Source organism: Streptomyces sp. NPDC057623 (genome assembly GCF_042800355.1).
Lineage (GTDB): Bacteria > Actinomycetota > Actinomycetes > Streptomycetales > Streptomycetaceae > Streptomyces.
This window is the reverse complement of the sequence record NZ_JBHVGZ010000002.1, coordinates 81,619-95,462: the sequence shown is the minus strand read 5'-3', so window position 1 is coordinate 95,462 and position 13,844 is coordinate 81,619. Positions and strand designations below refer to the sequence as shown.

The following is a 13,844-nucleotide window of genomic DNA, read 5'->3' as shown; positions in this document are numbered from 1 at the left end:
CTCCTCCCCCATGGTTGCCTGATTCACGCGGCGAGCTGTTTCAGCGCCGCGTTCCGGGAATCGATGTCGAGCATGTCGACATTGGCCCGGTAACACTCTGCTCCCTCGACCAGCTGCGTCAGTTGCCGTCGCATGCGTCCCAGGGAATCGACGTAGGCGTCGAAATCGGATCCGTGATGAGCCAGCAGGTCGTCCTTGAGTCCATAGGTGGTGACCGCGAACGAGAACTGGTCCATGAAGACTTCGGCCGCACCGGGGGAGATACGGGTCAGCCCCTGCGGGGACGCGGGGTTGTAGTCGACGATGACGACGTTGCGCACCGCAGCGCTGTCGGTCCTCGGACTGTCGAAGAGCGTCGAGGCGTCGGTGACGTAGTCGCCGGACTCCATGTGCGGGGTCAGCCCGTGCCGGTCGATCAGCTCGCCGAAGCACTGGTCACGGCGGACCCGGATGGAGGACGGGACGCCGTGCGCGACCCCCTCGCGCACCAGGGTGTGGGTGTTGCTGAGGAACCGGGCGCCCGCCAGGCACGCCTGCGCCAGGAAGACCGTCTTGCCGGCGCCGTTGCGGCCGGCCAGCAGGGTCGCGCCCGCTCCGGGCAGCTCGAATCCGGCGGCCTTCAGATGCAGGAAACCCTGGTCCGCGGCGAAGATCGTCAGAATGTGCTTGACGAAGTAGGGCCAGACCGTCTTCTCCAGTGCCCGGCCGAAAACGTAGAACGTCCGGCCGACCGTCACCAGATGGGCGGGTTCTCCGAAGTAGTGCACGAGAAAGTAGCCGGACTTGAAACGCTTGCCCCTGAAGGTCTTGTCCACCTTGTCCGCGTAGACCGACTCCGGTATCTCGTCCCGGTCCAGATCGACGCAGACGACCTCGTAGTCGGCGGTCGCCTGCTGGTCCGCGCAGAAGGACGAGAAGTAGGAATAGGCGGGGAACTCCTCGAGGTTCGAGGCGACCCTGACCTTGAGCAGGTTGAGATCGACCAGCCGGCTGCTGCGTGTCGTGAGGTTTTCCATGGTCTTCGTGCTCTCCTCAACCCGTGCCCGACGCGATGATCCGTGTGGACCGCACATGCGACGGCCATGAGTCGTAGGGGTCGGCCAGGAAGTCGAGTTCCGTTCCCGGGTCGCCGCGCATGATGAAGCACTCGGCTCCGGCGCGGGCGCACGCGACTAGGGCGTCCAGCTTCGTGTGCATGGCGCCGGTCGCGTCCCACTCGCTGCTCCCCCACAGCGCCGCGTAGGCCGGCTCGGGCGCGCGGGCGTCGACCTCCGCCAGGATGCGGTCTCCCCCGGCGCCGTCGGTGACGATCCCGTCCACGTCGGTGAGGGTAACCACCCGCAGGCGCCCGGTGACCAGCGGCAGCAGTGCCTCCGGTACGCGGTCGCTGGAGAAGGTGGCCAGACCCGCGTGCTCGTCGAGCAGGGCGTCACCCGCCAGGACCGGCACGACGCCCCGGTCCAGCAACTCCCGCAGGACGGACGAGCCGAGCTGCGGGGCGCCGTCGCGGAGCGTGCACATCGCCGCGAGCTGCAACGGGAAGGCGTCCACCCCCTCCGCACGCAGCTGCGCGGCCCACCTCTTCTTCACCTCGAAGGTGGCCTCGGTCAGGGCGGCGAGCGAGAGGGTGTTCGCGGTGTCGTGATGCCGGATGGCCCCGTGCCCGAAGGCCCCGCCGCCGCTGATGAGGACCATGCGGCCGGGGAACGCCCGGCTGAGCTTGGTGAAGCTCCTGGCGAAGCGCGACACGGCCGTCTCGTCCACGTGCCCGGGCTCGTCCTTGCGTGAGAACAGGCTGCCGCCCACCTTGACGGCCAAGAAATCCGGGGTCATTCCCCTAGAACCCTTCCCTTTCGGAAGTCTGCGACGAGAGCGGCCCCCAGTCACCCGGCGCCTCCCACAGCGCCCAGCCGCTCTCCCACCACTGCGTGCCCTCGGCGACCGACCGTGCGACGCTCGCCGCCTCCGCACGTATCGCGGCCGCTTCCTCCGGGGTGAAATGCCCTCGCCGCACCCGCAGTTCGAACTTGTCGAGGTCCTTCCACCGGCACACGTTCGTCCCCGTCGGCACGATGAGGTCGATCTCGTGGTCCAGCGTGCTGAACCCGGTGGCGTTCCTGCGCAGGGGCGCCTCCAGGTTCACGTACCACTTCTCGAACGCACCGGTCTCCGGGTCCTTCGACACCCACACGGAGTGCCCCCGGCCCGGTCGGTGCAGTTGGAGGACGCCGGCGCTCTGCCACCGGTCGCCGATCTGCTTCCAGGGGTGCGGGCCCCAGCTGAACGGGCCGTTGCCGAACCGGAGTCGAGTCCCCCGGGACAGGTAGAGAGCCACCAGCCGGGGGCTGTCCACCACTACCCGCACGGGGTAGGAGATCCAGGTGCGGCCGTCCAGCACGTCACGCCGTTCGACGATCGTGCCGGGGCCGAACCCCTGCGCCCCGGTGCCTTGGGGGCCTGCCCCGCTCATCACGCCGTTCCCATCCATCCAGCAGCAACTCGGCAGATCCGGCAGACGGCCGGTGTCACGGGTGGAGGTGCCCCACCCGTGACGGCGGACGTCAGAAGTTCACGGCGATGAGCTTGGCGCTGCCCGTTCCCTTTGCCGCGGTGAAGGCGTGCGGCACGTGCTCCTCCACGAACAGGCTGGCCCCGGTCGGGAGCACGGCCTCCTGGGGGTTCTCGGCGTCGCCCCACTTCATGTGGATCTCACCCTCCAGCACGAAGAGGAACTCGTTGCCGGCGTGGCCGGAGTTGAACTTCGCCTCGTCGGGGTCGTCCGTGAGCACGTCGACCACCAGGGGAACCAGCGAGGGCGCCCTCTTGGTGCGGACCAGGCAGTTGTAGACGTAGTAGTCGACGTTGTCGCGCACGCCCTTGAGGATCGGACGGTCCTCGGGGAGCTGGATGACGACGCCGTTGTTCAGGTCGCTCTCGGCCGGCGGAGTCAGCGCTCCGATCGAGGTGCCGAGTACGTCCGCGATCTTGGCGAGTTGCGTCAGCGTGAGCTCTCCGCCGTCGCCGTTCTCCCAGGCGGCGACCGTGTCCGGTGTCTCGCCGAGGAGCTTGGCCAGGGCGGCGTGATCCATCTTGACCTGCTCGCGCCGCTCCTTGAGCCGCGCTCCGAAGCCACTCGCCGTCATGGTGTTGCTCACTTTTTCCTCCCTGAAGTCAGTACTGCTGTTCGTTCCACTGCTTCTGCGGCGTGTAGGCACGTTCCTTACGCGCGTTGAAGTCCCGGTTGAACTTCGCGGCGAGATCGGCGATCTCCTCGCCGCCCCACAAACCGGGAACGTTGATGATTCCCTGCTTGTAGGTCATCCGGTACAGGGACTCCTGCTTGTCCACGAAGCCCTGCCGAATGCATTCACGGAGGAGTTCGGAACCGACGATCGGCGACGCCGCGAAGAAGGAGGCGCTGTTGAAGCCCGCCTCCTCGGCATAGTCGTACGATGCCTGCATCTCCTCGATCGTCTCGCCGTCGTGTCCGAACATCGGCGGCATACCGATGATGAAGAACCCGTGCACGTGCATTCCGAGCCCTCGGGCGTACTTGATGAGGTGTGAGGTGCGCTCGAGATTGAGCGGCTTCTTGATGAGCTCCTTGAGAACGCGCTGCACCCCGCTCTCGATGGCGAACGTCACCTGGTAGGCCCCGGACTCCGCCATGAGGTCGAGCAGTTCTTCGTCCATCCGCCACAGCGCCGTGCCCTGAGGTGTCGCCCAGGGCAGACCCACCTCGCGGAACGCCCGGAAGAGTTCACGGGCGTGGTCCATGTCGTTCGTGATGTTGTCGTCCTGAATATGGAACTCGTCGATTCCGTATTCGTCGCGCAGCCGCACCACCTCGTTCACGACATTGTCCACACTGCGCCGCCGGAGCTTCTGGCCCCAGAAGTGAGTGGTCGTGCAGAACGTGCAGTGCGCCGTACAACCGCGACTGGTGTACAGCTGGCCCACCCGGGAGCCGACCGTGTACGGCGACTGGTAGGCCTTGATCTCGAAGTACTTCTCCATGTTGAAGTGGTGCCAGGCGGGGAACGGAATGTGGTCCAGCTCCCCCGCCATGCTCAGCATGGGAGACGACTTCCCGTGCTCGGGTCCTTCCGGACGCATGGAGCTGATGAGCGGCAGTTCCGGCTTGATCTGGATGGCGCCGTCACGGTCCCGCAGCGCGATGCCGTGAACCTCGTCCTGGCGCACGGTGCCGTTGAGGTACTCCATCCACAGCAGGAAGGTCATCTCGCCCTCGCCGAGGAACACGGCGTCGAGATTGGGGTCCTCCAGGCACGCCTTGGGGAAGTACCGGGCGTGGGCACCTCCGATGGCCGTCACGGCCTCGGGTACGACCAGGTCCGCCAGGCGGAGCAGGTTGTGCACGTTGTCGGCCTGGTTGCTGAAAATGCTGGAGACGCCGATGACATCGGGGCCGAACTCGCGCATCACCTTGATGACGTCGTCGTCCGACAGCCCGTAACGCAGGAACTGCGGGTCGCCCTCGACCGACTCGGCGTTGTAGTAGCCCTCGGCGAACACATCGAGGACCCTGACCTCGTAGTCGTACTTCTCCAGGACGGCCGCGAGGTATCCGATACCGAGCGGATACGTGCAGCGCGGCAGGTCGTGCCGGTACAGGGTAGCCGCGGGATTGAGCAGCAGAACTTTCTGATAGCGTCGCGCGGACTTCCTGCCGACGCGTTGCGGCAGATCGCCCCATCTAATGGACGGCTTTCCATGCAGGGCGAATTCGGTAGAGCCCAGCGAGCCGATCGTCAGGAGATTCTGTGTGTTACTCAAAGCCGCCGCGTTTCTCTCGAATGGAACTCTTCCGGTGCGGAACCCGATCCGGTCGTGAAGGATGACTGAGCATGAGAGGGAAGCCGCATCAACGTAAGCCCAGACTTTGAATCGCGTCAACATAAAATCTCCACGGCCGACCGCCTGCCCAGTTTGGGCCACTTTCCGTTTGGCGCATGGGTGCCATGGCCGGTGGCGGCCATGCCGACACGGTTGATTTCCGGCCGCCGCTGAACGCAGTGTGGTGCGCGTGTACTGCGCCGCGCCGAATCATGCGCGGCAGCAGACGCGGATTATCAGCGGCTCTTGAATTGCCGGAAGCGGCAAGCGGCCGGCGACATCCCTAGATCATTTCGCTGTCGAGCCCGACGGTCCCCAGCGGCCTTGCCCGATGACGGGCCGGACGCCCGCGTTCCGCCTTCCGCCCACGGATCTGTCCTCCCCGGCCGCTTCCCGCGCTGCCGCCGGACGGCCACGACATGGCACCCCGGCCTTTTCCTGCCATGGCCGATCTGCGCCACCTCGAAGGGTTGTTCTGATTCCGTCACGCAAGAAGAATCGTGGCTATCCAGTGATTCGCCCCCGGAGGAACGAGAGCCGCAGCTTCCTGGGCCTGAGGAATAGAAGAGAACCCACGTGGCACACACTTCGCGCAACCGGAATCCGCAGATACCCGGCCTGAGGCCCGTTCAGCGTATCGCCATGACCGCAGGCATCGCGATTACAGCGGCCAGCCCCTTCTTCGCGGCAGCGGAAATCTCCCTGGCCAAGGAAACGGACGTGCGCGCCGGCAACAGCGCATCGGCCGTGGAAGCCACCGCCAACGATCTCATCTGGGGTTAGCGGGTAATCCGTTCCGCCCCGCTCCCGGTCCATGGCTCCGGGCAGGTCGGCTTCGGGCAGGTCGGCTTCGCCCGACGCTGCTCACGGAGCCACCCGGTCAGTCGAGCCACCCCATGCTCATGGCCTTCGCTCCGGCCTGGAACCGGGACTCGACGCCCATGAGTTCCATGAGGTTGGCGAGAAGACGCCGGTACGTGCGTATGGACACGCCCAGTTCGCGGGCGACGGCCTCGTCCTTCATCCCGGACGCCATCGCCTTGAGCATGACCTTCTGCTGGGGGCTGAGCTCGCCGCCCCCGTGGCCCTCGGCCGCCAGGACCGGGGAGGCCATGAGCCAGGAGTGCTCGAACACCTTGGTCAGCAGCTTGACCATGCTTCCCCCGCGGAACAGCAGCAGGGCGACCTCGTCCTCGATGTCCGGGGCCGGGACCATCGCCCAGTGCCGGTCGACGACGATGAGGCGGAAGGGGAGCGCGTTGGCGAGGCGCACGGCCACGCCGCTCTCGACCAGCGACTGGAGGTGCGCCGCACCGTGGGGCACACGGCTCATCGGGGTGAGGTGGATGGTGCGCATGGCGACGCCCTCGGGCAGACTGCCGTTGCGATTCCTGCCGTTGGCCAGCTCGTTCGGGGACAGGACGACGCCCGGGTGCATCGAGATGATTTCCTCTTGGGCGAGTGAGGACATGCTGTTCAGCAGCGTCGCGATGCGGTCCTGCCCGACGACGAGTTCCGCGTTCACCGCGGTCTGGTGAGTATCCCGCATTCGCACGAGTCCGTTCGCGGCCGCTTCGATCCTGGCCGAGATCTCATCCGCTTCCCGCACGGCCTGATGCAGGCACTCACGGGCATGCGCCACGGCCCGCCGGAGTTCGCCCTCGGGGAGAGGTGGCGAATCAGACTCAAAGGAAAAACGGGATCGAACAATCGCTGACATGAACTCCCCCACCCCCAGTTCACGCCATCGGAAGCACCTTTCACACCACCCCATTTGGTGAAACAGAGAGCCCGATGGCAGCTGCCAAGCGTACCTCATCGAGCGACTGACGACCTGAGCCGCGGGACTGCACAGATGCGCGGAGGTATTTGCATCTGTGCAACCGGCGGAACCAATTCCCTTTGCGACCGAGTCCGCTACGGCGCCCACCTTGTCATTTTCGGCCGAAAAAGAGCGGCCGGATTTCGACCCGGGACTCTGCTCCGTACGGAACCCAGCGTTTGTCCGGACGTTGACTCAACTCGGGATTTCCCGTTGTCAGGGCGCCTGGTCCGGGAGGACGGCCCCGCTTCGGGCGCGGACCGCGGCCAGTTCACGGTTGCTCCACGCCGGGTCGCCCGTGACCTCCGCGCCGAACCACTCGGGAGGCTCGAAGGCGCCGGCCTCGTCGACACTGTCGAACTCGATCTCGGCGACGCGCAGTCCCGCCAACGGCCCCTCGTACACGTCGACCGTCACGGTCCGGCCCTCGTACGGGATGTTCCAGCGCCGCTTGTCCAGGCAGTCGCCGCGGGACAACTTCCAGAGCTGCTCGAAGACATCGGGGGCGATCTCGAACTCGACCTCCCGGCGCACCAGTGGCCCCGCCCCGGCCGCGGCGGCCTTCACGGTCAGGACGCGTGCGGCGCCCTTGGCCCGCACCCGGATCTCCGGGTCGGCCCCCCGAGGGGTCAGGTAGGCCTGTCTCACATGCTGCGAGGCCGCGTCGGACGGCACCTCCCAGCCGTCCTCGATCTTGAACTTGCGCTCGATTTCCAGGTTTGTCACGGGGCCTCACAATCGGCTTGTACTGTCCGGCGGGCGGCCGATGTCATGCCGGCTCCGTCCGGTGGGTGGCCCGCTTCACCGTCCAGAACATGAAGCAGGAGCTCACCACGAACCAGCCCGCTCCCACGGCGGCCTCGGCGAACAACTGCCGTGTGTCCCAGCCCGATCCGGACAGCCGGTCGGTCACCGCGGCCATGATGTGGGTGATCGGGAGAAGGTCGCTGACCGGCTGGAGGAAGCCCGGCAGCCTGTCGTAGGGGACGAGTGTCCCCGTGAGCATCATCAGGACCAGTTCGGCGGCGTTGGGTCCGATGAACAGGTCCTCGACCACGAGCGCCAGCGCGGACAGCGCGAGGCCGAACCCGGCGGTGGTCAGTACGGCGAGGGTCAGCAGGCCGGTGAACGGTAGTACTCCGATGGGCATTTCCCCGTACAGCAGACCGCACGCCAGGTAGGTCCACAGACCGCCGAAGACACCGTCCGCGATGTGCGGCAGCGCCCGCTGAGAGGCCGCGGCGAGCTTGCTCTGCGGCGACGCGAGCCAGATTCCCAGGGTGCCGTAGGACCGTTCGTTGCCCACGGACAGGGCCATCCCGTAGATGACCGCCCCGGCACCCGCCAACAGGCTGGAGCCGATGAGCATCCTCCCGATCGCGGCGCCGTAGTAGGAGGAGAGGGAGATGAAGGCGATCGCCATGCCGACCGGCCGGACGATGCGTGAACTCAGGTAGCCGAGCGGGTTGAGCCAGGTGAACAGCGCCTTGTAGGAGAGCAGAGCTCCTCTCAGCACGGTGGTCATGATCAGACCTCCAGGGGGACGGACTTCCGGCGGACTGCTGCCTCCAGCCGGTGGACCAGCAGCACGACCAGCGCCGCGTAGCAGGCGGTGAGCAGCACGGCCGCCGCGATGTCGCCGATCGCGCCGCCGCGCACCCACGCCATGACGTGCGACTGGGGCAGCAGGAGGGCGGCCGCCCGCACCGGTCCCGGCAGCGCGGACTGCGGGACGATCAGTGCGGAGAGGGCCATCAGCAGGCCGGTCAGTCCGTTGGTCATGCCGGCGGAGTAGGGGAAGCGGAGCACCGCCACCGCGAGCAGCCCCACGACGGAGGCGGTGGCCAGCGCGAGCAGCACCCCGCCGACCAGCCAGCGCCCCCAGGCGAAGCCGCCGTCGATGCCCCAGAACAGCGCCAGGACCACGAACGTGCCCGGAAGGGCGATCAGGGACTGGACCACGATGCCGCCCAGCCGCCCGAGCACGACGGGCACCAGGCCGCCCGGGCTGCCGAGAGCCGCGTAGAGCGTCTTCCACTGCTTCTCGCCGAGCAGGCTGAAGACCACCATGACGATGATCGCGTCGAGCATGCCGATGCCCGCGGTGCCGACGGACAGGTCGGCGGTGAGTTCCGCCGCCCGGTTTCCTCCGGTGGCGTTGCTCCGGATGACGAAGGCGAAAGCACAGGGGAAGGCCACGGCCATGAAGGTGGACATGGGGCTCTTGGCGTGCATGCGGAGCTGATCCGCCGCGGACCGCAGGAAGGTGGTGTTCACGTGGCGCTCACCATCTCCAGGAAGACCTCTTCGAGGGTGGGCGGGGTGACGGACACGCTCACCGTCCGGCCGGGGAAGTTCGTCAGGACCCACTGCACCGTGCCCGCGCCGTCGATCGCCCGCAGGGTCACGCTCCCCCCGTCCCGCTGCTCGCTGAGCGTCCCGGGGCAGGCGGCCATCTCGTCGGGCACCGTGCCGCCGGCGAAGACGACGTTCACCGTGTGGCCGAGCCGTTCGGCCGCCGCCAGGCGCAGCTCGGAAGCGGTGGACTCGGTCTGGATGCGGCCGTCCTTCATGAGCACGATGCGATCGCTGAGCTCCTCGGCCTCACGCATGTCGTGCGTCGTCAGCAGAATGCTGCGCCCCTCACCGGACAGCCGGGCGACCAGTGCGCGCATGGCCGCGGCCGACTGCGGGTCGAGGCCCGCCGACGGTTCGTCGAGAATGAGGACGGCCGGGTCGTGCAGCAGCGACCGCGCCAGGTGCAAGCGCTGCTTCATCCCACGGGAGAAGGAACCCACCACGTCATCGGCCCGGTGTTCGAGGTCCACGGCCGCCAGCAGCTCCCCGGCCCTGGCCTTGAGGGCCTTGCCCCGCAGGCCGTACATCATGCCGAAGAACGTCAGGTTCTGCTGGGCCGTCAGCCGGGGGTACAGGCCCGTGTCCCCGCCGAGGCTGAAGCCGCAGGCCAGGGACGCCCGGCGGCGGTCCCGCACCACATCGTGCCCGTCGATCACGACCGTGCCCGAGGTCGGCATGAGCAGGCCGGTCAGCATCCGGACCGTGGTGGTCTTGCCCGCCCCGTTGGGCCCGAGCACGGACACCAGCTCCCCCGCGCCCACGGTGAGACTGACGTTGTCCACCGCCTGGCGCACTTTCCCGTCGCGGGCGGTGAACTCGCGGCACAGGTTGGTCACGTGAAGGCCACGCTGAGTCGACATGATCACGCCTCACTCTTCGAACGCAGTCGGGAAAGATCCATCACCAGGTCGGCGCCACCGACGGCGAAGGGACCGGGGTGGTAGGAAACGGTCTCGCCCGCACCCGTGATCGCGGCCAGGAAGGCGGCGGCCTCCCCCTCCACCACCATCGGTGTGTACGCGTGTGCCGGAACGCCGTCCACGGCACGGACCGCCAGCAACCGGAAGGCCAGCTTCCCGCTCGACCGGTGCTCCTCCACGCCGAGGCTGCGGACGTCGGCCACGACACAGCGCTCCCCGCTCCAGGGGGCCTCCAGGCGGTCGGCGGGCACCAGCCGTACGTTCGTCGCGGCCGGCAGCGGGAGGTTGCGGACCGGGTCCCAGCGGGCGTGTCCCGTCAGCCGGTCCACCGGCGCGCCGTCCGTCCCCGCCACCGAGGTGAGGCGGGTGGCGATGCCCTGCTGGGCGCCCTGGCCGGTCACCAGCTCCATGGCGCCGGTGGGCGTGCCCTCGCAGTCGAAGGCGTGGGCCGCCGGACCGTCCTCGGCCCGGCCGTCGTCCACCAGGGCCACGCCCAACGGGGGGCAGTCCACCATCGGGTTGAGCAGCAGACCGGCCACGACCGCGCGCAGCAGCTGCGCGGCCGCCGACGGGGTGAAGCGCACCTCCGGTCCGTCGAAGTCCTTCGTGGGCGGGGACAACGCCTTGACGGTGAGGGCCAGTTCACGTCCCAGTCCGGCCGCGTCCACCCGGTCCAGGGTGGCCGCGTAGCGGGACAGCGAGGCACCGACGGCGCCGTCGGCGTCGGCCGCGGTGGCGTGCAGTTCCACCCCACGGCACCTGCTCACCGCGCGGGTTCCCTCCGACGCCGCGCAGACGGACTCGCTCAGCACTTCGGTCACGTTCACCGCCCGCAGGGCGCATCGCGGTCCCATGCCGTCCGTCAGGCGCTCCAGGAGCGGTCCGGGTCCGGCGGCGAGCGGCTCCAGTTCGTCCGACTCCTCGACGTTGTGCCAGTCGCCGTCCACGACCGGGGTTTCCCGGCGCGACGCCCCGGACGCCGCGGCCCCGCGCGGCCGGCCCAGCGAGATCTGTGCCCGGCCGGCCGTCAGAACCCGGGCGGCCTCGCCGGCGGCCATGTCGGGCGTATGCACATAGAGCTCGTGGCGGTCGCGGGACAGCAGCACATAGCCGCCGAGCTTGCCGTTCTGGACGGTCAGCCGGGCGGCACCGGAGGGGTCGATGCCCAGGCCGCGCCGTCCGGTCCGGCTGATGTACGTGAAGGACCGTTCCTCCGGCCGCAGGCCGCGTTCGACGGCGTCCGCGAACGCCAGCGCCTCGTCGGTCCGGCTGTGCAGGCGCCTCATCCCGCACTCCAATCAAGCGCCGCGTAGCGCATCGACGGGGAGTAGATCCCGATTCCCAGGGACTGGCCCTGCTTGCCGCAGGTGACGTTGTCGCCGCCGAAGTCCGACCCGATGCCCTCCAGCCGGGCCAGCGTCGCGAGCGCGTCACCCACCAGGCTCACGTCGCGCACGGGCACCCGGTCGCCGGCGGGTGTGACGTAGGAGCAGTTGAGCGCGGCGAAGGAGAACTCGCCCGTGCTCAGGTTGATCATTCCGGCGCCGAGACAGCCGACCTGGAGCACCCCGTTCGACGGGTCCTCGGCCAACCGGCCGGGGTCGTCCGGCCCGGGGAGGGCGACGGTGTTGGTGGCCCGGGGAATCGCGAGGAACCGGTAGTCCTGACGCCGGCCGTTGGCGGTGGGCCGGTGCCCGCCCCGCTGCGCGGCCCGCAGGGCGGTCAGCGGTGCGCCGATCTCCCCGTTCTCCAGGAGCGTGGTGACGCCCGCCGCTCGTCCCTCGTCGTCGGTCGCGTACGAGCCGTACCCGTGGGCCACCGTGGCGTCGTCCCGGAGGGTGAGCGCGGCAGGAACGATGCCGGGCCTGCGCAGGCGCGTGATGTAGTCGCTGCCGAGCGAGAAGTTGTCGGCCTCCAGCGCGTGTCCGACGAGCTCGTGCAGGAATCCGGCGGCCGCCGCGGGGCCGAAGACCACGGGGGTCCGGTGCCTGCCGGTCATGACCGCCGCGGCGGAGTTCCTCGCGTGCTCCAGGGCCACCCGGGAGACCTCGTGGGCGCCGGGGTGGATCCGCTCCTCTTCGCCGTTGCTGAGCCAGCGGTTCAGGCCGCGGTAGAGGCGACCGTGCACGGACACGGTCGCCTCCACCCGCTGACGCAGCGTCCGCGTGGTGGTGAGGGACCGAACTCCGTTCGTGTCCGCCACCGCGGTGTTGCGGCAGACGAAGTCCTCCACCGAGCGGAGGGTGTGCGCGCGGCCGGCACCCTGGTGATCAGGAACGGACCAGGCGGGGGCGGCGAGCGGAGTGAACCCGTCGGCGGTGGCCGAGGTCTCCCAGGGCGGCGCGGCGGCAGCGCCCGCGGCGCCGAGCCGGCTCGCCAGGGCGGGCAGTTGCGAGGGAGCGACCGCCTTGAACCGCCACAGGCCGTCCTTCGTCACCAGACAGCAGAGCCCGTCACGGGGCTCCACGCAGACCGCCAGCACCCCGCCGTCGACGCACTCCACCTTCACATGGAGGGTCGACTCGGCGAAGACCTGTACGTAGTCGGCCGCCGCTCCCAGCTCGCCGACGGCCCAGTCGGCGAGCTCCAGCAGTCGCCCGGTGTCCGGTTCGACCGGACGCAGGAGATTCGACACCGCCGTCCGCCTCGGTCAGACCGTGCCGAGGGAGGAGAACGGCTCGGTGCCGACGAGTCCCCTCTTCTGGAGCGCGGCGAGGACGGCCTCGACACGCTCCCTCGTCACGCCCTCCAGGGCCGGCACGCTCTCGCCCAGGGATCGCACGCCGGCCACGATCTCGTCCACCGAACGTCCGTCGCACAGCGCCCAGACGTAGGCCGGCTGTTCCTTCAGGACGAGCTGGCGGTTGAGTTCCCAGTGCAGGAGCACGCCCTCGGAGACCCGCAGCACGTTGAACGTGGTGTTGCGCCACAGGCGCGTTCCCCGGGTGCCGGGCTGCCAGGACGGCCAGACGCCGAGCGGCACACCGGCCTCCGCGAGCAGCTGGCTGACGGCGACGCACGTCTGGGTGAACAGCACGAGGGACTCGGCGGCGGCGGTGCCCCGCTCGGTCCAGGCGCCCCGCTGGTAGTGACGGAACAGGTCCAGCGGGAAGCCGTCGATCGGAGTGCGGGTGAGCTGCTTGTACACCCACTTGTTGCTGAAGTAGAGGTCGCCCGAGGCGGCCGCGAGGGCCTTGCCCGCGTAGGCGACGAGGTCCTGGCCCGCGAACGCCGCCGTGTCCAGGTCGCCCTCCGACGCGGCCCCGAGGAAGTCCTCCAGGTGGCCGTTGAGCGCGATGGCGGAGTAGTTGATCGACGTGCGGCGAAGGGCCGCCGCGGAGTCGGCGATCCGCCGCTTCATCAGCGTCAGGGCCTCCGACTCGACCACCGTCTCGGAGGAGTTCAGCCGCAGGACGAAGTCCAGCTTCTTCGGCAGCTTGTGCAGGTCGGTGAGGCTGTCCCGGCTCAACTCGAAGCCGACGACCTCCTCGACCATGGCCTCGACCTCGTCCAGGGGGAATCGCTCGACGTCGACGCGGTGGCCGTCGACCGTGTACTGGCCCGCGTCGTCCGGGACCGGAACGCCGGGCCCGAGCAGGACGAACAGGTCCGCGTCGCTGGTGGGGTTGCCGAGACCGGCGGTAAGGCTCCCGGCAATGTAGACGGAGTCGATGGCTCCGCCGGCGTCCGCCGCCAGCGCGTGGCCCAGTTTCCGGGCCGCGTCCATCTTCTCCTCGATCGCGGAGTTCCCCATCCTCGGTGAGTCCTTTTCTTTGCGGAGGCGCGGTTCTGACGTGGCGAGAGCCGGAGAAGCTCCCCCCCCCGCCTTCCTCCGACAGTGGCAAAGTTCGCCCCATTGGCGGCGTTCGCCCCATTCCCCACAGTCG

Annotated in this window: 14 protein-coding genes; 1 reads left to right on the top strand and 13 read right to left on the bottom strand. The window is 68.7% G+C overall.

Annotation, left to right across the window (positions count from 1 at the left end; genetic code table 11):
• Nucleotides 1-23: 23 nt before the first annotated feature.
• The 5 genes from ACFU95_RS02635 to ACFU95_RS02615 all read right to left on the bottom strand — a co-directional run bounded on the left by ACFU95_RS02635 (nucleotide 24) and on the right by ACFU95_RS02615 (nucleotide 4,797).
• On the bottom strand, nucleotides 24-1,016 hold the full coding sequence (locus ACFU95_RS02635) for a FomB family phosphonate monophosphate kinase (RefSeq protein ID WP_383820682.1): 993 nt from the start codon (nucleotides 1,014-1,016) through the stop codon (nucleotides 24-26).
• 16 nt (nucleotides 1,017-1,032) lie between these two features.
• Nucleotides 1,033-1,833: an isopentenyl phosphate kinase family protein gene (locus ACFU95_RS02630; protein WP_383820680.1), complete on the bottom strand. Its 801-nt coding sequence runs from the start codon at nucleotides 1,831-1,833 to the stop codon at nucleotides 1,033-1,035.
• Nucleotides 1,834-1,837: 4 nt separating this feature from the next.
• Nucleotides 1,838-2,470 (bottom strand): DUF402 domain-containing protein, encoded by a 633-nt coding sequence (locus ACFU95_RS02625; protein WP_383820677.1) that lies wholly within the window; start codon nucleotides 2,468-2,470, stop codon nucleotides 1,838-1,840.
• Between the two features lie 91 nt (nucleotides 2,471-2,561).
• A complete protein-coding gene (locus ACFU95_RS02620; RefSeq protein WP_383820675.1) occupies nucleotides 2,562-3,155 on the bottom strand; it encodes a helix-turn-helix domain-containing protein in 594 nt (197 codons plus the stop codon).
• A 16-nt stretch (nucleotides 3,156-3,171) separates the two neighbouring features.
• Nucleotides 3,172-4,797: a B12-binding domain-containing radical SAM protein gene (locus tag ACFU95_RS02615; protein ID WP_383820672.1), complete on the bottom strand. Its 1,626-nt coding sequence runs from the start codon at nucleotides 4,795-4,797 to the stop codon at nucleotides 3,172-3,174.
• A gap of 702 nt (nucleotides 4,798-5,499) precedes the next feature.
• Between ACFU95_RS02615 and ACFU95_RS02610 the strand changes: the two genes are divergently transcribed.
• Nucleotides 5,500-5,640: a hypothetical protein gene (locus ACFU95_RS02610; protein WP_383820670.1), complete on the top strand. Its 141-nt coding sequence runs from the start codon at nucleotides 5,500-5,502 to the stop codon at nucleotides 5,638-5,640.
• A gap of 97 nt (nucleotides 5,641-5,737) precedes the next feature.
• Here the strand turns inward: ACFU95_RS02610 and ACFU95_RS02605 are convergent, their stop codons facing one another.
• The 8 genes from ACFU95_RS02605 to ACFU95_RS02570 form a co-directional block, all read right to left on the bottom strand.
• Complete coding sequence (locus ACFU95_RS02605) at nucleotides 5,738-6,406, bottom strand: LuxR C-terminal-related transcriptional regulator (protein WP_383820667.1); 669 nt, start codon at nucleotides 6,404-6,406, stop codon at nucleotides 5,738-5,740.
• A gap of 489 nt (nucleotides 6,407-6,895) precedes the next feature.
• Entirely contained in the window at nucleotides 6,896-7,405 is a 510-nt protein-coding gene (locus ACFU95_RS02600) for a CYTH domain-containing protein (RefSeq protein WP_383820665.1), read from the bottom strand.
• Nucleotides 7,406-7,448: 43 nt separating this feature from the next.
• Nucleotides 7,449-8,204 (bottom strand): ABC transporter permease, encoded by a 756-nt coding sequence (locus tag ACFU95_RS02595; protein WP_383820662.1) that lies wholly within the window; start codon nucleotides 8,202-8,204, stop codon nucleotides 7,449-7,451.
• Between the two features lie 2 nt (nucleotides 8,205-8,206).
• Nucleotides 8,207-8,956, bottom strand: coding sequence for an ABC transporter permease (locus ACFU95_RS02590; RefSeq protein ID WP_383820659.1), 750 nt, complete (start codon nucleotides 8,954-8,956; stop codon nucleotides 8,207-8,209).
• Nucleotides 8,953-9,897 carry an ATP-binding cassette domain-containing protein gene (locus ACFU95_RS02585; protein WP_383820657.1) on the bottom strand — a complete coding sequence of 315 codons (945 nt, stop codon included), beginning with the start codon at nucleotides 9,895-9,897 and terminating at the stop codon, nucleotides 8,953-8,955. The genes ACFU95_RS02590 and ACFU95_RS02585 overlap by 4 nt, the downstream gene beginning before the upstream one ends.
• A 2-nt stretch (nucleotides 9,898-9,899) precedes the next feature.
• Nucleotides 9,900-11,243, bottom strand: coding sequence for a metallopeptidase TldD-related protein (locus ACFU95_RS02580; RefSeq protein ID WP_383820654.1), 1,344 nt, complete (start codon nucleotides 11,241-11,243; stop codon nucleotides 9,900-9,902).
• Complete coding sequence (locus tag ACFU95_RS02575) at nucleotides 11,240-12,592, bottom strand: metallopeptidase TldD-related protein (RefSeq protein ID WP_383820652.1); 1,353 nt, start codon at nucleotides 12,590-12,592, stop codon at nucleotides 11,240-11,242. The genes ACFU95_RS02580 and ACFU95_RS02575 overlap by 4 nt, the downstream gene beginning before the upstream one ends.
• 15 nt (nucleotides 12,593-12,607) lie before the next feature.
• On the bottom strand, nucleotides 12,608-13,711 hold the full coding sequence (locus ACFU95_RS02570; RefSeq protein ID WP_383820650.1) for a PqqD family protein: 1,104 nt from the start codon (nucleotides 13,709-13,711) through the stop codon (nucleotides 12,608-12,610).
• Nucleotides 13,712-13,844: the final 133 nt, after the last annotated feature.